This window comes from Caballeronia sp. LZ008 (assembly GCF_031451435.1).
GTDB classification, from domain to species: Bacteria; Pseudomonadota; Gammaproteobacteria; order Burkholderiales; family Burkholderiaceae; genus Caballeronia; species Caballeronia zhejiangensis.
Map to the genome: position 1 here is coordinate 965,344 of NZ_JARUXK010000002.1, position 23,088 is coordinate 988,431.

Sequence of the window (23,088 nt, forward strand, 5' to 3'; positions counted from 1 at the left end):
ATGTACACGGACAACAAGGTGCAGTTCAGGCACAACGACGATCACGTCGTGGTGATCATCGGATCGGGCGCGGGCGGCGGGACGCTCGCCAACGAACTCGCGCAGAAGGGCGTCGACGTGGTCGTGCTCGAAGCAGGCGCGATGCACACGCAAGGCGATTTCGCGACGGAAGAGTGGAGCGCGTTCAAGCAGCTTTCATGGCTCGACAATCGCACGACATCGGGCAACTGGCGCGTCGCGAAAGATTTCCCCAACCTGCCCGCGTGGATCTGCAAGACCGTGGGCGGCACGACGGTCCACTGGGCGGGCGCGAGCCTGCGCATTCAGCCGCACGAGTTCAAGGCCAAGACGACTTACGGCGACGTGCAGGGCGCCAATCTGCTCGACTGGCCGGTGACGCGCGCGGAGCTCGATCCCTACTACGACCGCGCCGAAAAGAAGATGGGCGTCACGCGCACGAACGGCAATCCGGGCCTGCCGGGCAACAACAACTTCAAAGTGATGTCGGCGGGCGCGGCGAAGCTCGGCTACAAGGAGTGCAACACCGGCCATATGGCGATCAACAGCACGGTCCGCGACGATCGCACGCACTGCTTTCAGCGCGGCTTCTGCTTTCAGGGCTGCCGCATGGGCGCGAAGTGGTCGACGCTCTATACCGAACTGCCGCGCGCGCAGGCGACGGGCCGCATGGAATTGCGCCCGCAATCGCATGTCGTGAAGATCGAGCACGATGCGCGCGGCAAGGCGACGGGCGTCGTCTATTACGACAAGGACGGCAAGCTGCAACGGCAGAGGGCGCGCGTCGTCGCGGTGGCGGGCAATGCGATCGAGACGCCGCGGCTCCTGCTCAACTCGCAGTCCAGCAAGTTCCCCGATGGCCTCGCGAACGGCTCGGGCCAGGTCGGCCGCAACTACATGCGGCACACGACAGGCTCGGTCTACGGCGTGTTCAACGACAAGGTCGAGATGTTCAAGGGCACGACGATGGCCGGCATCATCGAGGATGAATCCGTGTTCGATCCGAAGCGCGGCTTCGCGGGCGGCTATCACATGGAGACGCTTTCGCTCGGGCTGCCCTTCTATGCGGCGTTTCTCGACCCCGGCTCGTGGGGGCCGAACTTCGCGGCGGCGATGGATCAGTATCAGTACACGGCGGGCATGTGGATCGTCGGCGAGGACATGCCGCGCGAACAGAACCGCATCACGCTCAACACCGACGTGAAGGATCAGTACGGCTTGCCGGTGCCGAACGTCCACTTCGACGATCATCCGAATGACGAAGCGATGCGCCAGCACGCGTACAAGCAGGGCAGCGCGGTGTACGAAGCGGCGGGCGCGAAGGCGACGTATCTCGTGCCGCCGTATCCGTCGACGCACAATCTCGGCACCGCGCGCATGAGCGCGAAAGCCGCCGACGGCGTCTGCAATTCGCATGGCCAGACGCACGAAGTGGCGAACCTGTTCATCTCCGATGGCAGCCAGTTCACGACGGGCGCGGCGGAAAACCCGACGCTCACGATCGTCACGCTGGCGATCCGTCAGGCCGACTACATCGCCGGCCAGATGAAGCAGCGCAGGGTTTGACGTGATTGCCGGTGATTGCGTAGCGGAGTAGTTTGTTCGGTCGGCCGTCGTGCGACGAGCATGGCGGCCCGTTTCCTGGAGATCAACGTCATGTGTCGGGTGTACATCAACGCCGATCCGATCCTCTATGAATCGCGCACGCGTTCGCTGCGCATTCATGGTGTGATCACTACCGTCCGGCTCGAAAATCTCTTCTGGGACGTGCTGCACGAAATCGCCGGGCGCGAAAATCTCACGACGAGCCAGTTCGCCGTCAAGCTCTACGACGAACTGATCGCGCTGCGCGGCGAAGCGCCGACCAACTTCGCGTCGTTTCTGCGCGTGTGCTGTTTGCGCTATCTGTCGATGCGCGAGGCGAAGCAGGCGGCCGAAGGCGAGGCGGCGGGCGCGGTGGCCCTGCGTGTGCTGAAAGCGGGCTAGTTCGACGCATTCCTCATTGAACGCGAGCGCGCCGGGCTTCGGCGTGCCCCTTTCCGTCAGCCAAAGCGATGGTGACATCGGCCAAGCGCCGCCCGCCGTCCCATTCAGCATCTAGCATCCTGTTCGACCGACAACGAACGACGACGCATCCGCGGTGATGCACGCCCGGACGCCGTTTGCCGCGGAGTCTCGAGCATGCTTTTCAATTCCTATTCGTTCATCTTCGCGTTTCTTCCCGTGGTTTTCGTCGGCGCGTTTCTGCTCGGGCGCTATAGCCATCGGCTCGCTGCGCTCTGGCTCGGGCTGGCGTCGCTTTGGTTTTATGCAATATGGACGCCACGCTTTGTCGTGCTCTTGCTCGGTTCCATCCTGTTCAACTATGCCGCCGCGTGGTGGATCGGCAGGGAAAGCGAAAGGAAAAGCGGCCATCCGAAGCTGATTCTTATCGGCGCCATAACAATCGATCTGGGTCTGCTCGGCTACTATAAATACGCCAACTTTCTCATCGATTCATCGAATCATCTGCTGGGGATGAATCTTGCGGCGCTCGACATCATTCTGCCGTTGGGAATCTCGTTCTTTACGTTCACGCAGATCGCCTTTCTCGTCGATGTCTATCGCGGCATCGCGCGCGAATATAACTTCGTCAACTACTTACTGTTCGTCACGTATTTCCCGCATCTGATCGCAGGACCGGTGCTGCATCACAGTCAGATGATGCCGCAGTTCGGCAATCCGAAAACCTTCCGGATGAATCCGGAGAACATATCCGCCGGATTGACGGTTTTCGTGCTGGGTCTCGCGAAGAAAGTTCTGATTGCAGACACGCTAGCCAAAGGCGCCGTGCCGCTTTTCAGCGCGGCGAGTGCGGGCGTGCCGCTGACTTTTTTCGAAGCCTGGACGGGCGCGCTCGCGTACACGCTCCAGTTGTATTTCGACTTTTCCGGCTATTGCGATATGGCCGTGGGCATCTCACTGCTCTTCAACGTCAAACTTCCGATCAATTTCGATTCGCCCTATAAGGCGGCCAGCATCATCGACTTCTGGCGGCGCTGGCACATGACGTTATCCGCGTTTCTGCGGGATTACCTGTATATACCGCTCGGCGGAAGCAAACACGGCGGCCCGCTGCGCCGCTACGTCAATCTGATGATAACGATGCTATTGGGCGGCTTGTGGCACGGCGCCGGATGGACGTTCATCGCGTGGGGCGGATTGCATGGCGCGTATCTGATCGTGAATCACGGCTGGCGCGCCGTGTCTCCGCGTCTGGGAATAGATGGTTCGAGCCGGTTCGCGCGAATCGCAGGCGTAGCGCTGACCTTTTTAGCCGTCGTCGTGGGATGGGTTTTCTTCAGGGCCGAGAACTTTCAGACCGCCTGGAACATGCTCGCGGGCATGGCGGGTTTTCACGGTGTTTCGCTACCCGCGTCTTTGGAACGGCATATCGTTCCCGTTCTCGGTTCGAAGCTGCGTTTCGACGGCTTTCTGCCATCCGTCGGCATTCCGTCGATGGTGTTCGTCACGCTGCTGTTCGGCTTCGTTCTCGTGTGGGGATTTCCGAACCTGCAGCGTTTGCTGGAGCGCTACAGGTCGGCTGAACTTTCATTCACGCGCGTCCGGAACCGGATATTGCCGCGCCGGGTCGACGCCACGTTATTGGCCGCAAGTCTTTCGGCGTTGCTCTTTTTCGTCGTGGTTCTGGCTATTGGATCAGCGGGTCCATCGGAGTTTCTCTATTTCGAGTTCTGACCATGACGTACTTGAAAATCTTCGCGACGTCGCTGGCCATTATCGCGATCGCCTGGTTCTCGGCGGCATTGATGCTCGCGCCCGCGCCAATTGCCGGCGAGTATTGGGTACGGGAAATGACGGTCGTGAAGCGGAGCATCGCGCAGCATTACAAGGGACAGCGAAAGCTGATCGTAGCGGCCGGATCGAACGTGCTTTTCAGCGTGGACACGACGCAACTGAGCAAGGATCTCGGCATTCCGGTTTTGAATTACGGATTTCACGCGGGACTCGCGCTCGATGAAATCCTTGGCGAAGTGACGTCCGTCGCCGAGAACGACGACACCGTGATTCTCGCACTGGAGCGCGAATACTATTGCGACGATGCCAACAAGGAGAATGCCACCTGGAGAGCGCGAAACGCCATCGCCTGGGATCACGACCGCTGGCGGACGTGGTCGATATTCCGGCGGCTGGACGCAATTACATCGATGGGTCCTGGACTCATCTTCGAACTCGCGCAGGCTCGAATTCGCGAGACATGGTTTCCGAAATCCATCGAAGACAGGCTTCGCGCATTTCACGATCAGGAAATCGTGACGAGATTCATCGATGCGCCGCCGCCGACATCATTCGCCTATTCCGCGTATCACCTCGACGGCCTGGGCAACATGCAGCAGATCGATGGCTCGAATTACACGGGACGTCCGGAATCGGCGGAACAGGAAACGGAAATCTGTCCGGATAGCTTTCTCGTGCTGAAGCGATTCGTCCATGCGATGCACGACAAGGGCGTGTCGGTCTACTTCGCCAATACGCCCTATGTGCAGACGAGCACGACGCGCGCGGATCGGGTCGAAGAGGCATCGAAGCAATTCGCCAGCGCCATTTCTCCGCTCGGAACCGTGCTCGACGACCGGAACCAGCTTCTTTTCAACCGCAAACTGTTTCTGAACACCGACCTCCACATGAACACCGAAGGCAGGACATTGAGAACCGGATTGCTCGAAGACTCGATCAAAAGCCATCCCGCATTGAAGCAATGGCTCGACTTGCGATGAACGCGAAGTTGTCGCGAGCGGCTATCGGCAGGCCATAACTTCCTTCCATTTCGAACCAGGAGACAATGCGAAGCGGGGGTATCTGCGAATTTTGCGCGTTGCTGGCACGATTTCCGTCACGCTGCTAGATTACCGTGCAACAGAATCGTTGATCGAGAGACTACGATGCCTGACAAATCCGCTTCCCCGCGTTCGCCTCTTCCCGCGCTGATCCTCATCGCGGCCATCGTCGCCGTGCTGGTCGCGGCCTTCGCCTACACGGCGGGCTGGCTCACGCCGAATCGCCTCACACCGGCGAAGATCGTGGGCAGCCTCGCGCCACCGGGCGGCGCGGTGCCGGGCTTCAGACGCAATCATGCGAAGGGCATCTGCTTCAGCGGCGATTTCGAATCCAACGGCTCGGGCGCGGCAATCTCCAAAGCAAGGATGTTCATGCCGGGTACGTATCCCGTCACGGGGCGCTTCAATCTCGCGACGCCGGACCCGAAAGCATCGGATGCGATGGCGCGCGTGCGCGGCCTGAGCCTGCGCATCGTGATGCCCGACGGCAGCGAGTGGCGCTCCGCGATGATCGATGCGCCGTTCTTCCCCGTTGCGACACCGCAGGCCTTTTTCGACCTGCAACGCGCGCTCGCGAACAAGAGCGATCCCGAGTCGATGCAGAAGTTCGCCGCCGCGCACCCGGAGATCGCTGCGTTCGGCGCGTGGGCCGGCAGTGCGCCGTGGACGGCATCGTATGCGGACGAGCGTTACAACAGCCTCAACAGCTTCGTCTTCACGAACGCGGAGGGACAGGATCAGACGGTGCGCTGGTCCTTCGTTCCCGCCGCGAAGCCCGAGACGCTGACGCCGGACGAATTGAAGCAGAAGGGCGCGAATTTTCTCGATGCCGAGATCACGCAGCGCGTGCAAGGCGCGCCGCAACGCTGGGCGATGGTCGTCACCGTCGCGAATCCCGGCGATCCGACCGCGGACCCGAGCAAGGCGTGGCCGGAAGACCGGCATACGGTCGAAGTGGGCACGCTCGTCGTGAAAGCCATCGAACCGGAGCCGGACGGTCCTTGCCGCGATCTCAACTTCGATCCGACCGTGCTGCCCTCGGGCATGCGCGTATCGGACGATCCGTTTCCTGCCGCGCGCTCGGCTGCCTATTCCGTATCGTTCAATCGACGCACCGCCGAGGACAAGGCCTATCCGCACACGCCTTCGCAAGGAGCGCAGCAATGAACGCGATCAACGAGCGGTTCTCGCCGCTGCAACGCGCCCTGCACTGGATCATGGCGATCTGCATTCTGTCGATGCTGTTCATCGGCGTCGGCATGGTGTCGACGGTGAGGCCGGACTATCTGACGCTCGTGTCGATACACAAGCCGCTCGGCATCGCGATACTCGTGCTCGCGCTGATCCGTCTCGCCGTGCGAATCGCGCGCGGTGCGCCGCCGCTGCCCGCGAACATGCCCGAGCCGATGAAGCTCGCCGCGCATCTATCGCACTATGCGTTCTATGCGTTGATGATCGCGCTGCCATTGCTCGGCTATGGCATGTTGTCGGCGGCGGATTATCCGGTCGTGATAGGCGGCTATCGCCTGCCGTCACTTTTACCGCATAGCAATTCGTTGCACACGCTGCTCTGGAACGCGCATCGGTTCCTCGCGTTGTGCTTCTTCGCGCTGATCGTCGTGCATCTCGCGGCGGCGCTGTTTCATGCGCTCGTGCGTCGCGATGGCGTCTTTCACGCGATGGCGCCGTGGAAATAGACGCGCACGTTCAGGGGCGCCGCTGCTGCACGACTTGGGCGAGCGCCCGCACGCCCGGCTCGATCAGCTCCGCGCGTATCGCTGAAAAACCCATGCGGAAGCATCGCTGACCATCGGCGGGATCGGCGAAGAACACGCTGCCCGGTTCGATGAGCACGCCGAGCGCTTGCGCGTCTTTCGCGAGACGCGTCGCGTCGAGCCACGGCGGACCTTCGACCCAGCACGAAGCGCCGCCCGTCACGTTCGATGCGCGCAATTCCGGCAGATGCGTGGCGAGCGCATCCATCAGCACTTCGGCGCGTTCCTTGTAGACGCGCCCGAGCTTGCGCAATAGCGTGTCGTGATGACCGAGCGCGAGAAAGGTCGCGAATGCGCGCTGGATGTACGCGGCCGGATGACGAATCATCAGACGGCGCAGCGCGCGCAGCTCGCGTATCAGCTCGCGCGGCGCGACGATATAACCGAGCCGCAGTCCTGGCGCGAGCGTCTTCGACAGCGAACCGATATAGACGACGCGCTCTGCCGTATCGAGGCTCTTCAACGCGGGATGCGGCGTGCCCGAGAACGTGTTCTCGCTCTCGTAGTCATCCTCCACGACGATGAAATCATGCTTCACCGACAGGTCGAGCAACTTGCGTCGCCGCTCGATGGGCATCGTGACGGTCGTCGGACATTGATGGCTCGGCGTGACATACACGTAATCGCAAGCCGCGATCACGCTTTCATCGTCGATGACGGCGCCGTCTCCGTCCACCTCGAGCGGCACGATTTGCGCGTTGTGATGCTGGAAGATGTTGCGCGCATCGGGATAGCCGGGGTTCTCCATGCCGACTTTCGTCTGCGTGCCGCACAACAACGCGCCGATGAGATAGAGCGCCTGCTGGCAGCCGTTCGTGACGACGATCTCTTCGGGCATCGCGAAGACACCGCGACGCGGCAGCACGCGCGTGCGTATTTGTTCGACGAGCGTTTCGTCGTCGCGTTCGATGAGATCGGGCGCCCAGTTGCGGATTTCCATCACCGACAAGCCGTGCATGCAGCTCTCGCGCCAGTCGCTCGTCGGGAAGAGTTCGGTGTCGAATTGCCCGTAAATAAAGGGATATTCGTAACTCTGCCAGTTCGACGGCTTGACGATATTGCGTTGATGCGACGGGGCGTGCCGGATGCGCGCGCTCCAGTCGGGATGACCTTGCTGCGTCTCGATGCTCGATGTTTCCGCGACGCCCGCTGCGGTGAAGCCGCGTTGCAACTCGTCGGTCGCAGGATTCACGAAATGGCCGCTGCGTTCGCGCGAGACGAGGTAGCCTTCCTCGACGAGTTGCTGATACGCGAGCACGACGGTGTTGCGCGACACGTTGAGCTGATCGGCGAGTTCGCGGCTCGAAGGCAAGGCGGAATCGGGCGCGATATGACCGCTCAGAATCGCATTGACGATCATCTGGCGGATCTGGTTTTGCAGGCTCATCCCCGAGACCCGCGAGCGCTCGAAGAGCTGCGCCCAAAGCATCGCGGTAGGACGGATGGGCATGCATGTCTCCTTGTGGAACGTTTATTGGATGTGTCGATATTACGTGGGGCTTGCCTGTCGCGCCAGTTGAAAAATAGCCCGAAGGCAGACGAGCTGTTAGCCGCGAATCCGTTCGCGCGATGACGCTGAAGTAAAAAATGATCCCGGATAGCGGATGCGGCGCGACGATTGAATAGAATCGCCTGCGTTTTCTCACGGATGACGACTTCGTAAGTTGGTTCTATTGACGATATCGGCGGCGCGCTGGCGCAATCTCCAAGCCGAATCGAACAGTCACCCCATCGAGCTTTCCGATAAGTATGCCCAAGGTTCTTGTTCTAAGCGTGAGCGCGGGCGCCGGCCACGTTCGCGCAGCAGAGGCGCTGTGCGCGTATGCAAAGACTCATCCCGCAAGTGTCGAAGCCGTGCATCTCGATGTCATGGACTTCGTTCCCGCAAGTTTCAAGGCGCTTTACGCAGAGTTCTACATCAAACTGGTCGCTCGCCAGCCGGCCCTCTGGAGTTATCTCTATCAGAAGACGGACAACGCTTCGCCACGATCATTCGGCGAACGTCTTCGACGCGCGGTCGAGCGGCTCAACTGCCGCGCGCTGATAACGGAGATCGAGCGGCATCGCGCCGATGCGATCATTTGCACGCATTTCCTGCCTGCCGAGTTGCTTTCGCGTGAACGTCGTCTCGGCAACATTCATACGCCGGTGTGGGTGCAAGTCACGGACTTCGATCTTCATCGCATGTGGGTCGTGCCGGGCATGCAGGGATATTTCGCCGCAAACGACGAAGTCGCCTGGCGCATGACGAACCGCGGCGTTTCATCGGCATCGGTTCACATCGGCGGGATACCTGTCATGCCTGCCTTCAGCGAGCCTCTCGACCGCGCGGCGTGCGCGGCGCAATGCGGCCTGGACCCTGCGCGCATGACTCTGTTGATGATGTCCGGCGGCGAAGGTCTTGGCGCGCTCGACGCACTCGCCGAACGTCTGCTGAACATGGACGGCGATTTTCAGTTGATCGCTTTGGCGGGTCGCAACGAAGCGATGCGCGCCGCGTTGCGAAAACTGTGCGCGTTCCATCCAGCACGTTTGCACGTTTCCGGCTTCACGCCCAACGTCGAGCGCCTGATGGCGTGTTCCGATCTCGTCATCACGAAGCCCGGCGGGCTGACCACGTCCGAGTGCCTCGCAATGAAACTGCCGATGATCGTCACCTCGCCGATCCCGGGGCAGGAAGAGCGCAATGCGGATTACCTGCTCGAACACGGCGTCGCGCTGAAAGCCGTCGATGCAGTGGCGCTGGAGTATCGCGTTCGCGCGCTGCTGGACGATCCGGCCCGGCTCGATGCGATGCGCGAGCGAATCGCGCCGCTCTCGCGTCCGTATGCAGCACGTTTCGTTCTGGATACGGTGTGCGATGCGCTCGGCAATCCGGATACAAAGGTGGCGGCATGAACGCACGTGCCCTCGTGCCTGGCGGGCGCACGCTCGCGCTCGTCGGCTGGGTCGCGCTGCTGGGCTTCTTGTTCGCCAACGTCGAAATACAGATCGAAGGCAACGCAGGTTGGGCCGCGAGCTTGCCGACATGGCGCATCGAACATCACTGGTTGCTCGACATCTTCTGGGGCGGCAGACCGATGACGGGGTATCACGCGTGGGTCTTTCCATTCGTCGCGTTGTTCTTTCATCTGCCCGTGATCTTTTTCGCTCGATGGTCATGGCGCATCGAGGCGCGCATCGTCGCATGCGTCATGACGTTCTGGCTGATCGAAGACTTTCTCTGGTTCGTTCTCAATCCCGCGTTCGGCATCGATCGCTTCGATGCGCTTCATGTGCCCTGGCACAAGCACTGGATCGGGTTCGCACCAACCGATTACTGGACCATGAGCATTGCAGCGCTCGTGTTGTTTCATCTGTCGCGTGAGCCTGGCACGGGGCGGTCGTCGCATGAATAAAGTCTTCCGCATTTTGTTTTACGGCGCGGGCTTCATGGCTGCGGCATACGTCCTGCAGTCGAAGATGGCGGCAGCGCCCGCTCCGGCCACGTCTGCATCCATGACGGTCGAACGCCCGCTGAACTGGGCCGAACCGATCGTGTACGCAGGCGTCGACAATCTTCATCGCATCACGCCTTCGCTTTATCGGAGCGCGCAGATATCGGCGGCCGATATCGTGCAACTGCGCGCACTGGGTATCCGCAAGATCGTCAGCTTCCGTTCGTTTCATTCCGATGAGGATGTTCTCGAAGGCAGCGGCATCGCGCTGCAGCGCATCCGTATCAACACATGGAACATCGAGGACGAGGACATGATCGCCGCGCTCAAGGCGCTGCGCGATGTCGACCGCGATGGTCCGATCCTCATTCACTGTCAGCATGGCGCGGATCGCACGGGGCTGGTATCGGCGCTGTATCGCGTGGTGTATCAAGGGTGGACCAGGCAACAGGCCGAAGATGAGTTGCTGCATGGCGGCTATGGATTTCATCCGGTGTGGGGAAACATCAGAAGCTATCTGCAGCACGTCGATGTCGAATGGTTGAGGCGGCAGGTTGGCGTTGCGGGGAGTCCCGCGTGATGCGCGCCTCCATGATTCGCATGGTGCTGATCTGCCTGCGACGTATCACCGTGCCTTTCGAACGCGCCGACGTCGCCGTGGTCTTCCGAAATGCGCTCCAAGATGACGGCACGCCAAAGCCCATTCTCGCGGCGCGGCTCGAGACCGCCTTGAAGTGTCATCGTGCGGGTCTTTGCTCGCTATTTCCACCTTCCACGAGCGCAGCTCGCGTTCGAGAGCCTTGGCGCAACGGTCTTGCCGGGTGCGTTTTCGCGTGAAGTCAGGGCGATGGACGCGTATTCGATTTGGCGCGAAGTGCCCGCATACGCCGTCTATTTCGCCCGGCTCTCGCTCGACGAGCACGCCGAGCCGGTGTCGTTCAGGCCGGTGAAGTTTTTGATGAGTCTCTTCTTCTGAGCTGCAAGTCAACTCGCGCCCCGCACCGAAAACGCCATCTCCCTTCTCTGCCGCAACCCGACCCACGCCGCCGACATCGCACTGACGATGCCCGCTGCGAGGCAGTATCCCGCGATCATCCACGGATCGCCGCCGTTGCGTTGCAAGAGCCACGTCGCGATGATCGGGCTGATGCCGCTCGCGAAGATCCCCGAGAACTGATACACGAACGAGATGCCCGAGTAGCGCACTTTCGCATCGAAGAGTTCGGAGAAGAGCGCGGCTTCCGGACCATAGATCGATGCATAAACCACGCCGAGCGGAAGCACGACCGCGAGCCACGCGAGCATCGTATTGCCGCCGCTATTCTTCATGAGCCAGAAGCCGAGGAACGCGGAAAGCCCGGTCGCAAGCGATCCCCAGAAGTAAATGCGCGCACGCCCAACGCGATCCGACAGCCGTCCGAAGAACGGAATCGTGAAGATCATCACGAACGCGGCGACCATTACGCCGAGCAGCGCGTCCGTGCGTTGCAGATGCAGCGTGCCGGTGAGATAAGAAATCGAAAACACGCCGAACACGTTGAAGAACACGCCATCGATGCAGCGTGCGCCCATGCCCGCAAGCGTATTGCCGGGATACTTCGTGATGACATCGACGATCGGCATGCGCGCTTCGCTGCCCGTCTTCTGGATGCGCGCGAACTCCGGCGTTTCCATCACGTTCAGGCGGATATACATGCCGATGAGCACAAGCGCGAACGACAGGAAGAACGCGATACGCCAGCCCCACGCGAGGAACTGCGCGTCGGTCAGCATGAGCGAGAGCCCCGCGACGACGCCCGACGACAGACACAAGCCGAGCGCGAGGCCGATCTGCGGAATGCTCGCATAGAAGCCGCGCTTGTTCTCGGGTGCGTATTCGAACGCCATCAGCACGGCGCCGCCCCATTCGCCGCCGAGACCGATGCCTTGCAGCACGCGCAGAAACAGCAGCAGCGATGGCGCCCATATGCCGATCTGCGCATACGTCGGCACCATGCCGATCAACACCGTCGCGACGCCCATGATCGTCAGCGTCATCACGAGCATGCTCTTTCTGCCGACGCGGTCGCCGAAGTGCCCGAAGATCACGCCGCCCAGCGGCCGGCTGAGAAAGCCGACGGCGAAGGTGCCGTAAGCGAGCATCGTCGAGATGAGCGGATCGCTGCCTGGAAAATAGAGCTTGTTGAAGACGATGCCGGCGACCACGCCGTATAGAAAGAAGTCGTACCACTCGATCGTCGCGCCGATCAGACTTGCGACGACGACCTTTCTCATCTGTTTGCCATCGGTTCGGGGCAGTGCGTTCATGGTTTGTCTCCGTGATGGGTTCGAGACTTGTGCTCAGTCTCTTTGGCCTGCATGGGCCATGGGCTTTTCCGCAACGACCTGGGTTACGTCTTCCACATGCGTGACGTGCTGATAGCGCTGGTCTTCGAGAATCATGTCGGCCGCCTTCTCCGCGATCATGATGACAGGCGCATTCGTGTTGCCCGATACGAGCTCCGGCATGATCGACGCATCGACCACACGCAGTCGTCCGATGCCGCGCACCTTCAGGCGCTCATCGACGACCGCGGATGCATCGTTGCCCATCTTGCAGGTGCCCGCCGGGTGATAGATCGACTGACTGAACTTGCGCGCGACGTCGAGCAGATCGGCATCGGTTCGATACTCCGAACCAGGAATGAACTCCGACACGATGTGCTTCGCGAGCGAAGGCGCCGCCGCGATGCGTCGCGCCACCTTGATGCCGCCGATCACGACGGGACGATCGCGTTCGTCGGAAAGATAATTCGCATGAATCGCGGGATATTGCAGCGGATCGTTCGAGCGAATCTCGACGCTGCCGCGGCTGTACGGCCGCAACTGACACACCGAAGACGTGAACGCCGAGAACGGATGCGCGCCTTGTCCGGGCTTGTCGGCGGAAAGTGGTTGCATGTGAAACTGGATGTCGGGACGCGCGACATCCGGCGACGAACGCGTGAAGATCGCGACCTGGCTCGCCGCGAGCGTCAGCGGTCCGGTGCGCGAGATAACGTATTGCAAGCCGATGAGCGCTTTCTTCAGCGGATTGTTGACCTCGTCGTTCAACGTCCGCTCGCGCGTCTTGAACACAAGCCGCACTTGCAGATGATCCTGCAGATTCCGGCCCACGCCCGGCAGTTCGTGCCTCACTTGCACGCCTGCGCCGTTCAACACGCTCGAAGGCCCGACGCCCGAGTTCTGCAGAATCTGCGGCGAGCCGATCGCGCCAGCCGCGAGAATCACTTCGACACGCGCGCGAACTTTCTTCACGACGCCTTCATGCATGTACTCGATGCCGACCGCTTCCTTGCCGTTGCACAGTACCCTGCGCGTTTGCGCCCGCGTCTCGACGATAAGATTGCGCCGGTCGCGCACCGGCTTGAGAAAGCCCTTCGCGGTGCTCCAACGAAAGCCCTTGTAGGCCGTCTGCTGAAAATAGCCGACGCCTTCTTGCGTCGCGCCGTTGTAATCCTCGTTGAACGGGATGCCGATTTCCTGCGCCGCCGCGATGAAGTGATCGGCGATCGGACGGCGCAAGCGCAAATCCGATACTTTCAACGGCCCGCCCGCGCCGTGATATTCGCTCGCGCCGTGCTCCTGATCTTCCGATTTCCTGAAGTAGGGCAGCACGTCCTTGTAACTCCATCCCGCGTTGCCGAGTTCGGCCCAGCGATCGTAGTCCTCGCGCTGACCGCGCACATAGAGCAGCCCGTTGAGCGAACTGCAGCCGCCCAGCACCTTGCCGCGCGGCCAGTCGATGCTGCGTCCTGCGACGGCATCGTCCGGTTCCGTGCGATAGCACCAGTCGAGCTCGGGATCGTGCATGGTCTTGAAGTAGCCGACGGGGATATGAATCCACGGGCTCGCATCGGGCCCGCCCGCTTCGAGCAGCAGCACGGTGTTGGACGGATCGGCGCTCAGACGGTTGGCGAGCACGCAACCTGCCGAGCCCGCACCGACGATGACGTAATCGACTTCCTGCTGCATGACACCTGTCTCCTGAGGTCTTCTTTTGGAACGAATCGTTTCGCTTGCGTTTCGTTCAATGTGGAAGAAGCGGGCAAGGAAGCCAAGAGAAAAGCGCGGAAGCTCGCGAAAGTGAAACGGAAAGTGCGAATTCCGATTCAGAAGCGGAAGGGGGATTGGGGTTGTCCCTGAGCCGCGATTTATTGATTCGCCATCCGAAGTAACGATGCTGCGGCGCGTCAGAAAGTGGCCGTGAGCTCGGCGGCGGCTTCCTGCAGGCGCGGCACGAACGTCAGCGCACGGGACAGCGCCATGCGCGAGACCGGCCCATGCACGGCGATGGCCGCGATGCACTTGCCGCGCGAGTCGAAAACCGGCACGGCGACGCAGGCGATGCCCAACACGAACTCTTCGTTATCGACGGCGATGCCCTTGTTCGCGATGCGATCCAGTTCCGCTTCGAGCAGGTTCGGATCGTCGAGCGTGTTGGGCGTGAAGCGTTCGAGCCGCATCGCGCGAACGAGCGCGCTGCGTTCGTCGCGCGGCATCATCGAAAGAAGCAGCTTGCCGCTCGCGCTGCAATGCGCGGGAACATGCGATCCGGGCTTGAGCTCCAGTCGCAGCGCCCACGGCGATTCGCAGCGGTCGAGATAAAGCACTTGCGTGTCGTGCAGCGTGCTCAGGTTGCACGTTTCGCCGAGATCGGCGACGAGACGCTCCAGAATCGCATGACGCTGGCGCCGCGCGCCGCTGTGCATCATCACGTCGACGCCGAGCCGTTCGAGGCGCGGGCCGATCACGTAAGCGTTCTTCTGGCCCGGCTCGCGCGCGACGAAGCCGCCCGCTTCGAGCGATTGCAACATGCGATGCAGCGATGCCTTCGGTTGCTCGATGATGTTCGCCAGCTCCGCGAGCGACAGCGCGCCCTTCGCCGCGACCAGATGTTCGAGCACGCTGAATGCGCGCAGCGTAGGCGTTTCGTTGCGCGCGGCGCTTTCGGCGAGCGGCGCGCTATCCGTCGATTCAGGGTGAGCGAAGGCTTCCGTATCGGCTCGCGTGTCCATGATGCGCGCTCACGCCGGGTGATGCCGCGCTGCCCGCGCCTGCACGCAAGTCACGGCGATTACGTGAAAGATATCGTCCGCGCTGCAGCCGCGCGACAGATCGTTGGCGGGCTTCGCCAGCCCTTGCAACAACGGGCCGATAGCCTTCGCACCGCCGATGCGCTCCGCGAGCTTGTAGCCGATGTTGCCCGCTTCCAGACTCGGGAAGATCAGCGTGTTGGCGTGTCCTTCGATCTGCGAGTGATGCACCTTGCGCATCGCGATTTCGGCGACGATCGCGGCGTCGAGCTGCACGTCGCCATCGATGGCGAGGCCGGGGCGCGCTTCCTTCACGCGCCGCGTCGCTTCGATGACCTTGTCGACGGCCGCATGATGCGCGCTGCCGCTCGTCGAAAACGACAGCATCGCGACGCGCGGGTCTTCCATCAGAAGACTGCGTGCGCTGTCGGCCGCGGCCATCGCGATTTCGGCGAGTTGCTCCGCATTCGGCTCGACGACGAGCGCGCAATCGGAAAAGACGAGGCCGCCTTTCATCGTATGAAAGGGCTCGCAGAGCATCATCAGAAAGAAGCTGGAAACGAGCTTGAATGAAGGCCGAACGCCGATGATCTGAATCGCGTTACGCACGACATCCGCCGTCGTGTTGACCGCGCCGGAGACCGATCCGTCGGCCTCGCCCATACGCACCATGAGGTTCGCGAAGCACAGCGGATCGCGCACGGCGGCGCGCGCCTGATCGGGCGTCATGCCCTTTTTCTCGCGCAACGCGAAAAGCTCTTCCGCAAAGCGCTCGCCAAGCGATGATTGAGAAGGATCGATCACCTCGATGCCTTCGAGATCGATGCCCGCGCCATCCGCGACCTGATACGCGCGCGCTTTCGCACCCGCGAGCACGATGCGCGCGATACCTTCCCTGTGCGCGCGTTGCGCCGCCTGAAGGACGCGCGTGTCTTCGGCTTCGGAGAGGACGACGCGCATCGGCAGGTCGCGAGCCTGATCGATGATGCGATGCATGGCTTTCATGGCGGGTTCTCGATGGTCGGTCGGAAAGCGCCGCTGCGCGGGCGCGCAGCGGCGTGAGGCAGGACTTAGACGTAGTCCTTGTACTTGTCCAGCATGCGTACCGGCTTCGAGAGCGCATCGCGGCGGAACGGATCGCCGAGCTCACGCGTGCACATGATTTCGATGATCGTCGTCTTGCCATGATTCATCTGCAGATCGATGGCCTTCTTCAGCGCCGGGCCCACATCCTCCAGCTTGTCGACGACGATGCCTTCCGCGCCCATCGCCTTCGCGATCTCGGCGAAGCTTTGATTGTCGAGCTCGCCCGCGACGAAGCGGCGGTTATAGAAGTCCACCTGATTCTTCTTCTCCGCGCCCCATTGACGGTTATGGAAGACGACGGCCGTCACCGGAATGTTGTGGCGCACGCATGTCATGGTCTCCATCAGGCTCATGCCCCAGGCGCCATCGCCCGCATACGACACGGCCGGACGATGCGGCGCCGCGACCTTCGCGCCGATGATCGTCGGGAACGCATAGCCGCAATTACCCCAGCTCATCGCCGCGAAGAAGCTGCGCGGTTTGTTGAAGCGCAGATAGCTGTTTGCAACCGAGTTGATGTTGCCGATGTCCGTCGAGACCATCACGTCTTCCGGCATCGCCTTTTCGAGTTCGCGCAACACCTGACGCGGATGCAGATATTGGCCGCCGCTGAAGGGCTTCTCGCCCTTCTGCTCTTCGATCATGTCGAGGCTGTACGGATCGCGCTCGTGCGTCCACTCGTCGAGCTCCTTCTCCCACGCGGCTTTTTCAGAAGCGATGGTTTTCGCGCGGGCATCCTTCGTCGCATCGCAATCGAGCTTGCGGTCCGCGAGACGTTGCGTGAGCGCGATGGCAGTCGCCTTCGCATCGCCGCAAATGCCGACGGAAATCTTCTTCACGAGGCCGAGCATCTTGTGATCCGCATCGATCTGGATGACCTTCGCTTCCTTCGGCCAGTAGTCGAGACCGTGCTGCGGCAGCGTGCCGAACGGTCCGAGGCGCGAACCGAGCGCGATGACGACATCGGCCTGACTGAGCAGCTTCATCGCCGCCTTCGAGCCTTGATAACCGAGCGGGCCGCACCACAACGGATGATTCGCCGGGAACGAGTCGTTATGCAGATAGCTGTTGACGACCGGCGCGCCCAGACGTTCGGCGAGCGCCTTGCACTCTTCGATGGCATCGGACATCACCACGCCGCCGCCCGAGATGATGACGGGAAATTTCGCTTGCGCGAGCAGATCGGCCGCTTCGTTCAGGCTCTGGTCGCCACCGGGGCCGCGATCGAGACGCTGCGGCTTCGGAATCTCGACCTTCACCTGGCCGTAAAAATAGTCGCGCGGAATATTGAGCTGCGTCGGTCCCATTTCGGACATCGCGCGATCGAAGCAGCGCGCGGTGAATTCGGCCATCCGCGCCGGATGCGTGACGTGGCCCTGATACTTCGTGAATTCCTGGAACATCGGCAGTTGCTTCGCTTCCTGGAAACCGCCGAGGCCGATGCCCATCGTGCCGGCTTCCGGCGTGACGATCACGACCGGGCTGTGCGCCCAGTACGCCGCAGCGATGGCCGTCACCGCATTGCTGATGCCCGGACCATTCTGACCAATGACGACGCCGTGACGACCGGACACGCGCGAATAGCCGTCGGCCATATGACCCGCGCCCTGCTCGTGCACGACCGGAATGAGACGGATGCCGGCGGGCGCGAAGATGTCCATCGCGTCCATGAATGCCGAACCCATGATGCCGAACATCTCGGTCACGCCATTGGCGGCGAGCGTTTCGACGAATGCTTCGGACGGGGTCATCGCCTGCGGACCGCTGGGCGCCGCGCCGGTGGCGGCGAGGGTGGTCTTGGACGGACGTGCTTGGTCGTGCTCGCTCATGAATGTCTCCGGGTGAAATAAAACGGAACGTTCGGTTCCGGAATTCGTATCGTGAAGACATCGTAGGACAGGCCGATTCCGTGGTCAACCTGTTTTTCGAATAAATGGAATGATTCGTCTCTAAAAAAATCGGAATGTAGTCGTTCAAAAGAAGGGCGAATCGCCGCCGATGCCCGTGCGGCGGGCTTCGGCGGGAAGTTCGGCGGGAAGTTCGGCGAAAAGCGGAGTCAGCGTGCGGCGGGGCGTTGACGCGTCATGAGCGTCAGTCCGTCGGACGTATCGATGAGCGTTGCGAGCTTCACGGCGGTTTCGCGCAACTGCGGAACCGCCTGCAGCAGATCGTTCAGATTCGCGCGCGCGGTCGGCGCATGCGCGGCGAGGCACGCGAGCGCGCGCCCGGTGGAGGGGTCGGTGATGGGCACCGCGACCGCGACCATGCCGAGCACGAACTCCTCGTTATCGATGCCGATCCCGCGCGCCGCGAGCCGGTCGAGCTCGGCTTCGAGCAACGACCGGTCAGTCAGCGTGCGATGCGTCTTCTTGGTGAGCGTGAGGCGTCCGAGAATCTGGCGGCGCTCGGCCAGCGGCATCTGCGAAAGAAACAGCTTGCCGCTCGCCGTGCAATGCAGCGGCACGCGCATGCCGGCCTGCATGTGCAAGCGCAGCGGCTCGGCCGTTTCGACGCGCTCGATGTAAAGGACGGTATCGCCGTCGAGCGCGGTGAGATTGCAGCTTTCGCCGATCACGTCGACGAGCGAGCGCAGGATCGACCGGCATGCGCGCGTGAACGAATTGTTGGCGAGCGTGGCGAGTGCAAGCTGGGCGGCGCGCGGCCCGAGCGCGATGCCGCGATCGGTGCCGCGCGAGTCGGGCATGTGCGTGACATAGCCCTGCGCTTCGAGCGAATCGATCAGCCGGAGCAATGTCGCCTTGGGAATGCGTACGCGCGCCGCCAGTTGCGACAGCGTGTAGGCGTGGCCGGCGGCCGCCAGTTGTTCGAGCACGGCAAGCGGGCGAAGCGTCCGTGCTTCATCGCCGGCGTGTTCGGAAGGATCGAGATGTGTGACGTCGCGCATGAATCGGAAACGGAACGGTGGGTTTCGGATTACGACTACTTTACGCCGGGAAGCGGCGGCGACGCCACAATTTTCAGAACGCTCGGTTGCGTTTTTTTATACGGCTGATCCGGAACGGGCCTTCAGAATGTCTTGCCCAACTCCACCGCGGCTTCCTTCAGACGCGGCACCATTTCCAGCGCGCGCGAGAGCGGCGTGCGCGACACAGGCGCGTGAACGGCGATCGCCGCGATACATGTGCCGTGCGCGTCGGCGATGGGCGCGGCCGCGCACACGATGCCCTGCACGAACTCCTCGTTGTCGATCGCCACGCCCTTCTTCGCGATGCGGTCCAATTCCGCTTCCAGCATTTCCGTGTCGGTGATCGTGTTTGCGGTGTAGCGCTCGAGTTTCATCGCGCGCACGAGCGCATTGCGTTCCTCGCGCGGTTGCAGCGCGAGTAGCAGCTTGCCGCTCGCGCTGCACCAGACGGGTACATGCGAGCCGGGCTTGAGGTCGAGCCTGAGCGGCCACGGCGCTTCCACGCGATCCAGATACAGCACTTCGTTTTCATGCAGCATCGTCAGATTGCAGGTCTCGCCGAGATCGGAGACGAGCCGGGTGAGGATCGCATGACGCAAACGCCGTGCGCCCGCGTGCGTCATCAGGTTGAGACCGAGTTGCGCGAGACGCGGGCCGACGACATACGCGTTTCGGTCGCCGGGCTCGCGAATCACGAGTCCGCCCGCTTCGAGCGACGCGAGCATGCGATGCAGCGAAGGCTTCGGCATACCCATGTCGTCGGCCATGTCCGTCAGCGACACGGGGTTGCCCGCCTGGACCAGATATTCCAGCAGCGCGAAGGCGCGCAGCGTGGGCGTGTCGGGCTTGTCCATCGGCATGATTTCCATATCAATTTGTCGACATTATTTTAAATGAGGTGCCGATCGCCGCCTCATATGCCGTTCGGATAAAAATAAACGAAATGAATTGTTCCGAAAAAGAATAGTTGCTATGCTGAAGTCTCTGCTACGGGAGACGAAGCCTCATGATGCGCGACACATGGATGGACGAGCCGGATCGGAAGGTGCCCGTGCGCTCGCTTTTCGGAATCGACACCGATCTGGACGTTCCTGCGTTCAGCACGCGCGATCCGCACGTTCCGGAAATCGACGAGGCGTACCGCTTCAATCCCGAGGTCACGCTGGCGATTCTCGCCGGCTTTGCATTCAACCGGCGCGTGATGGTGCAGGGGCTGCACGGCACCGGCAAGTCGACTCACATCGAACAGGTGGCGGCACGGCTCAACTGGCCTTGCATGCGCGTCAATCTCGATGGCCACGTGAGCCGCCTCGATCTCGTCGGCAAGGACGCGATCGTGGTGCGCGACGACGTGCAGATCACCGAGTTTCAGGAAGGCATCGTGCCTTGGGCGCTGCAACGGCCGGTTGCGCTCGTGTTCGACGAATACGACGCCGGCCGTCCCGACGTGATGTTCGTGATTCAACGAATTCTGGAACGCGACGGCAGTTTTACGCTGCTCGACCAGAACCGCGTGATCCAGCCGCATCGTTTTTTTCGGCTGTTCGCGACGACCAACACGATCGGCCTCGGAAACCTGAACGGTATGTATCACGGCACGCAGATGTTGAATCACGCGCAGATCGATCGCTGGAACGTCGTCGCGACGCTCAACTATCTGTCGCGCGAGGAAGAGGCCCGCATCGTGCTCGCGCGCGTGCCGCAGCTCGATGACGACGCGGGCCGCGCGCTCGTCGATTCGATGGTGAGCATGGCGGGCCTCACGCGGCGCGGCTTCGCGGCGGGTGATCTTTCGACGCTGATGTCGCCGCGCACCGTCATTAGCTGGGCGGAAAACCGCGAAGTTTTCCGCGATACGAAGCTCGCGCTGCGTCTCACTTTCCTGAACAAATGCGATGAAGCGGAACGGCCGATCGTCGCGGAATATTTTCAGCGCGCGTTCGGCGAGGAACTCGATACGCCATCGCAGTGGCACGACGAGTCGGCGCGATGAACGACTCGCGCGAACGCGCGCGACGCGATGCGCTGTGCGCGGCCACCGTGCGAGCCCTGACCGGCGACGACGCATTGCATTACCGCGGTGGCAAGTTGTATCGGCATCTGCGGCCGGTGCCGTTGCATGCGCCACATTTGCGCGGCGAGCACAGAGAGGAAGATGACGCCGATTCGACGCGCGGCGCGGCCGATGCGTCCGCGTTGCGCATCGCGCATTCGGATGCCGCGCTGCATCGCGAACTCGCTCCCGGTGAACCCGTCGCGCGCATGGTCTTCGACATGCTCGAACAGTTGCGCTGCGAAACGCGCGTGCCTTCCGGCATGGAAGGCGTGAAGCGCAATGTGCGGCATCGCTTCGATGCGTGGTCGCTCGCGTGCTACGAATCGGGCTTGCTCGACAGCGAAATCGGCTTGTTGATTTACACGGCCGCGCAAATGGCGCAGTCGCGTCTTTCGGGCCGCGCCGTGCTCGAAGAAACCGAAGGGCTCATCGAAGCGACCCGTGCGGCGCTCGCGCCATCGCTCGGCAATGCGCTTGCGGGCATGCGCCGCCATCGTCACGACCAGCGCGCGTATGCGGTCCATGCGCTGGAAATCGCGCGAACGATAGGCGAAATGGTGCAGGAAGTGCGGCACACGTTCGTCGAGAGCGATTCATCCGACGACGAAGAAGAAGATGCCGCGCGCACCATGCTCGGCACCTGGTTCGATACCGACGACGAACATGGCGAACTCGAACGGCTGGCGCTCGCTGCGAGTGGCGACAGCAGCGCGCGCGAGGCGACGGGCGAGGCGTATCGCATCTTCACCACGCGTTACGACAAGACCGTTCGCCCATCGACGCTGATCCGGGCCGCGTTGTTGCGCGAATATCGCGAGCGGCTGGACGCTCTGATTGCCGCGCGGCATATCAACGTGCCGCGTCTCGCGCGCATGTTGCAGGCATCGATCACCGTGCCGCGTCGCGATGGCTGGTCGTTCGGCGAGGAAGACGGGCGCATCGACGGCCGGCGGCTCGCGCAAGTGGTGGCATCGCCGGATGAGCGGCGTGTCTTCAGACGCGAGCGCGAACGTCCGCACGCGGACTGTGCGGTGAGCTTTCTCATCGACTGCTCGGGCTCGATGAAGGCGAGCATCGAGCCGGTCACGGTGATGATCGACGTGCTCGTGCGAGCGCTTGGCATGGCGGGCGTCACGACGGAAGTGCTCGGCTTCACGACCGGCGCATGGAATGGCGGGCGCGCGAAGCTCGACTGGCTCGCGAAGGGCCGGCCGAAGTATCCGGGCCGGCTCAACGAAGCCTGCAACATGATTTTCAAGGAAGGGGAGGCAGGCTGGCGTGCCGCGCGACGCGATATCGCGGCGCTGTTCAAGGCCGATTTGTTCCGCGAAGGTATCGACGGCGAAGCGTTGGATTGGGCATGCTCGCGGCTCATCGCGCGTGACGAAGCGCGCCGCATCCTCGTTGTCATCTCCGATGGAAGCCCGATGGACAGCGCGACCGCGCAAGCCAACGATCCGAACTATCTCGATCAGCACTTGAGAGAGGTCGTCGAGAAGCACGAAGCATCGCGCGCTGTGGAAGTGCTCGGCCTTGGCGTCGGCCTCGATTTGAGCACGTACTATCGGCATCACTTCGCAGTGGATCTGAGCGTTGCGCCGGACATGACGCTATTCGCGAAGCTCGCCGCATGGCTCGGTGCGCGGCGCAGAGGCACGACTTAACGCGCGATGTATGTCGTCGGTTTCGAACAGGCCGATGAAGACGATGGCGGTTTCGTCGACATCGCGGCATGGGATGACTTGCCAGCGCTTGCCGACGACGTGAATCTCGGCACACGTTCCATCACGAGCCGCGCGATGCTCTTCGCGCGCAAGAGGCGATCGAAACGCTCATCGGAGCGAAAGGCAAGGCTGCGCAGATCGGCGGGAAGATGA

The 23,088-nt window shown here is 62.0% G+C and carries 20 protein-coding genes; 12 read left to right on the forward strand and 8 right to left on the reverse strand.

Annotated elements, in window-relative coordinates:
- From QCE49_RS18760 to QCE49_RS18785, 6 genes are all read left to right on the forward strand, one after another.
- Positions 1–1,584 (forward strand): GMC family oxidoreductase, encoded by a 1,584-nt coding sequence (locus QCE49_RS18760; RefSeq protein ID WP_008346081.1) that lies wholly within the window; start codon positions 1–3, stop codon positions 1,582–1,584.
- 90 nt (positions 1,585–1,674) lie between these two features.
- Positions 1,675–2,004 (forward strand): ribbon-helix-helix domain-containing protein, encoded by a 330-nt coding sequence (locus QCE49_RS18765; RefSeq protein WP_033536923.1) that lies wholly within the window; start codon positions 1,675–1,677, stop codon positions 2,002–2,004.
- A gap of 195 nt (positions 2,005–2,199) precedes the next feature.
- A complete protein-coding gene (locus tag QCE49_RS18770; protein WP_250457783.1) occupies positions 2,200–3,756 on the forward strand; it encodes an MBOAT family protein in 1,557 nt (518 codons plus the stop codon).
- Positions 3,757–3,758: 2 nt separating this feature from the next.
- Positions 3,759–4,796, forward strand: a complete 1,038-nt coding sequence (locus tag QCE49_RS18775; RefSeq protein ID WP_008346076.1) for a hypothetical protein — start codon at positions 3,759–3,761, stop codon at positions 4,794–4,796.
- Between the two features lie 165 nt (positions 4,797–4,961).
- Positions 4,962–6,023, forward strand: a complete 1,062-nt coding sequence (locus tag QCE49_RS18780; RefSeq protein ID WP_008346074.1) for a catalase family peroxidase — start codon at positions 4,962–4,964, stop codon at positions 6,021–6,023.
- Positions 6,020–6,553, forward strand: a complete 534-nt coding sequence (locus tag QCE49_RS18785; protein ID WP_008346072.1) for a cytochrome b — start codon at positions 6,020–6,022, stop codon at positions 6,551–6,553. The genes QCE49_RS18780 and QCE49_RS18785 overlap by 4 nt, the downstream gene beginning before the upstream one ends.
- A 10-nt stretch (positions 6,554–6,563) precedes the next feature.
- Here the strand turns inward: QCE49_RS18785 and QCE49_RS18790 are convergent, their stop codons facing one another.
- Positions 6,564–8,081, reverse strand: a complete 1,518-nt coding sequence (locus tag QCE49_RS18790; RefSeq protein WP_008346070.1) for a PLP-dependent aminotransferase family protein — start codon at positions 8,079–8,081, stop codon at positions 6,564–6,566.
- Between the two features lie 299 nt (positions 8,082–8,380).
- On the opposite strand from QCE49_RS18790, the gene QCE49_RS18795 reads away from it, so the two are divergent.
- The 4 genes from QCE49_RS18795 to QCE49_RS18810 all read left to right on the forward strand — a co-directional run bounded on the left by QCE49_RS18795 (position 8,381) and on the right by QCE49_RS18810 (position 11,044).
- Positions 8,381–9,529: an MGDG synthase family glycosyltransferase gene (locus QCE49_RS18795; RefSeq protein ID WP_250441607.1), complete on the forward strand. Its 1,149-nt coding sequence runs from the start codon at positions 8,381–8,383 to the stop codon at positions 9,527–9,529.
- Positions 9,526–10,029, forward strand: coding sequence for a hypothetical protein (locus QCE49_RS18800; RefSeq protein WP_250437516.1), 504 nt, complete (start codon positions 9,526–9,528; stop codon positions 10,027–10,029). Before QCE49_RS18795 ends, QCE49_RS18800 begins: the two co-directional genes overlap by 4 nt.
- Positions 10,022–10,648: a dual specificity protein phosphatase family protein gene (locus tag QCE49_RS18805; protein ID WP_250457785.1), complete on the forward strand. Its 627-nt coding sequence runs from the start codon at positions 10,022–10,024 to the stop codon at positions 10,646–10,648. Before QCE49_RS18800 ends, QCE49_RS18805 begins: the two co-directional genes overlap by 8 nt.
- A 162-nt stretch (positions 10,649–10,810) precedes the next feature.
- Positions 10,811–11,044 (forward strand): hypothetical protein, encoded by a 234-nt coding sequence (locus tag QCE49_RS18810; protein WP_250457786.1) that lies wholly within the window; start codon positions 10,811–10,813, stop codon positions 11,042–11,044.
- An 8-nt stretch (positions 11,045–11,052) separates the two neighbouring features.
- Here the strand turns inward: QCE49_RS18810 and QCE49_RS18815 are convergent, their stop codons facing one another.
- The 7 genes from QCE49_RS18815 to QCE49_RS18845 form a co-directional block, all read right to left on the reverse strand.
- Positions 11,053–12,366 (reverse strand): MFS transporter, encoded by a 1,314-nt coding sequence (locus tag QCE49_RS18815; protein WP_409017316.1) that lies wholly within the window; start codon positions 12,364–12,366, stop codon positions 11,053–11,055.
- A 42-nt stretch (positions 12,367–12,408) separates the two neighbouring features.
- The gene (locus QCE49_RS18820) at positions 12,409–14,082 is read right to left on the reverse strand and encodes a GMC family oxidoreductase (RefSeq protein ID WP_250457788.1); all 1,674 of its coding nucleotides are present in this window, start codon (positions 14,080–14,082) and stop codon (positions 12,409–12,411) included.
- 218 nt (positions 14,083–14,300) lie between these two features.
- On the reverse strand, positions 14,301–15,125 hold the full coding sequence (locus tag QCE49_RS18825; protein WP_250441603.1) for an IclR family transcriptional regulator: 825 nt from the start codon (positions 15,123–15,125) through the stop codon (positions 14,301–14,303).
- A gap of 9 nt (positions 15,126–15,134) precedes the next feature.
- A complete protein-coding gene (pta, locus tag QCE49_RS18830) occupies positions 15,135–16,148 on the reverse strand; it encodes a phosphate acetyltransferase (RefSeq protein ID WP_250457789.1) in 1,014 nt (337 codons plus the stop codon).
- A 65-nt stretch (positions 16,149–16,213) separates the two neighbouring features.
- Positions 16,214–17,980: a sulfoacetaldehyde acetyltransferase gene (gene xsc / locus QCE49_RS18835; protein WP_051078970.1), complete on the reverse strand. Its 1,767-nt coding sequence runs from the start codon at positions 17,978–17,980 to the stop codon at positions 16,214–16,216.
- A 305-nt stretch (positions 17,981–18,285) separates the two neighbouring features.
- Positions 18,286–19,134 carry an IclR family transcriptional regulator gene (locus tag QCE49_RS18840; protein ID WP_250437506.1) on the reverse strand — a complete coding sequence of 283 codons (849 nt, stop codon included), beginning with the start codon at positions 19,132–19,134 and terminating at the stop codon, positions 18,286–18,288.
- Positions 19,135–19,256: 122 nt separating this feature from the next.
- The gene (locus QCE49_RS18845) at positions 19,257–20,009 is read right to left on the reverse strand and encodes an IclR family transcriptional regulator (RefSeq protein ID WP_250457880.1); all 753 of its coding nucleotides are present in this window, start codon (positions 20,007–20,009) and stop codon (positions 19,257–19,259) included.
- A gap of 152 nt (positions 20,010–20,161) precedes the next feature.
- Here QCE49_RS18845 and QCE49_RS18850 point away from each other — a divergent pair, with 152 nt between their 5' ends.
- Positions 20,162–21,148, forward strand: a complete 987-nt coding sequence (locus QCE49_RS18850) for an AAA family ATPase (RefSeq protein WP_250457790.1) — start codon at positions 20,162–20,164, stop codon at positions 21,146–21,148.
- Positions 21,145–22,875 carry a cobaltochelatase CobT-related protein gene (locus QCE49_RS18855; protein WP_250457791.1) on the forward strand — a complete coding sequence of 577 codons (1,731 nt, stop codon included), beginning with the start codon at positions 21,145–21,147 and terminating at the stop codon, positions 22,873–22,875. Before QCE49_RS18850 ends, QCE49_RS18855 begins: the two co-directional genes overlap by 4 nt.
- The last annotated feature ends 213 nt before the right edge of the window (positions 22,876–23,088 follow it).

Coding starts and splice junctions, on each gene's coding strand:
- QCE49_RS18770 (WP_250457783.1), top strand. CDS start 2,200: ATGCTTTTCAATTCCTATTCGTTCATCTTCGCGTTTCTTCCCGTGGTT.
- QCE49_RS18800 (WP_250437516.1), top strand. CDS start 9,526: ATGAACGCACGTGCCCTCGTGCCTGGCGGGCGCACGCTCGCGCTCGTC.
- QCE49_RS18780 (WP_008346074.1), top strand. CDS start 4,962: ATGCCTGACAAATCCGCTTCCCCGCGTTCGCCTCTTCCCGCGCTGATC.
- QCE49_RS18760 (WP_008346081.1), top strand. CDS start 1: ATGTACACGGACAACAAGGTGCAGTTCAGGCACAACGACGATCACGTC.
- QCE49_RS18785 (WP_008346072.1), top strand. CDS start 6,020: ATGAACGCGATCAACGAGCGGTTCTCGCCGCTGCAACGCGCCCTGCAC.
- QCE49_RS18825 (WP_250441603.1), bottom strand. CDS start 15,125: ATGGACACGCGAGCCGATACGGAAGCCTTCGCTCACCCTGAATCGACG.
- QCE49_RS18805 (WP_250457785.1), top strand. CDS start 10,022: ATGAATAAAGTCTTCCGCATTTTGTTTTACGGCGCGGGCTTCATGGCT.
- pta (WP_250457789.1), bottom strand. CDS start 16,148: ATGAAAGCCATGCATCGCATCATCGATCAGGCTCGCGACCTGCCGATG.
- QCE49_RS18775 (WP_008346076.1), top strand. CDS start 3,759: ATGACGTACTTGAAAATCTTCGCGACGTCGCTGGCCATTATCGCGATC.
- QCE49_RS18845 (WP_250457880.1), bottom strand. CDS start 20,009: ATGGACAAGCCCGACACGCCCACGCTGCGCGCCTTCGCGCTGCTGGAA.
- xsc (WP_051078970.1), bottom strand. CDS start 17,980: ATGACCCCGTCCGAAGCATTCGTCGAAACGCTCGCCGCCAATGGCGTG.
- QCE49_RS18790 (WP_008346070.1), bottom strand. CDS start 8,081: ATGCCCATCCGTCCTACCGCGATGCTTTGGGCGCAGCTCTTCGAGCGC.
- QCE49_RS18795 (WP_250441607.1), top strand. CDS start 8,381: ATGCCCAAGGTTCTTGTTCTAAGCGTGAGCGCGGGCGCCGGCCACGTT.
- QCE49_RS18850 (WP_250457790.1), top strand. CDS start 20,162: ATGATGCGCGACACATGGATGGACGAGCCGGATCGGAAGGTGCCCGTG.
- QCE49_RS18765 (WP_033536923.1), top strand. CDS start 1,675: ATGTGTCGGGTGTACATCAACGCCGATCCGATCCTCTATGAATCGCGC.
- QCE49_RS18820 (WP_250457788.1), bottom strand. CDS start 14,082: ATGCAGCAGGAAGTCGATTACGTCATCGTCGGTGCGGGCTCGGCAGGT.
- QCE49_RS18855 (WP_250457791.1), top strand. CDS start 21,145: ATGAACGACTCGCGCGAACGCGCGCGACGCGATGCGCTGTGCGCGGCC.
- QCE49_RS18840 (WP_250437506.1), bottom strand. CDS start 19,134: ATGCGCGACGTCACACATCTCGATCCTTCCGAACACGCCGGCGATGAA.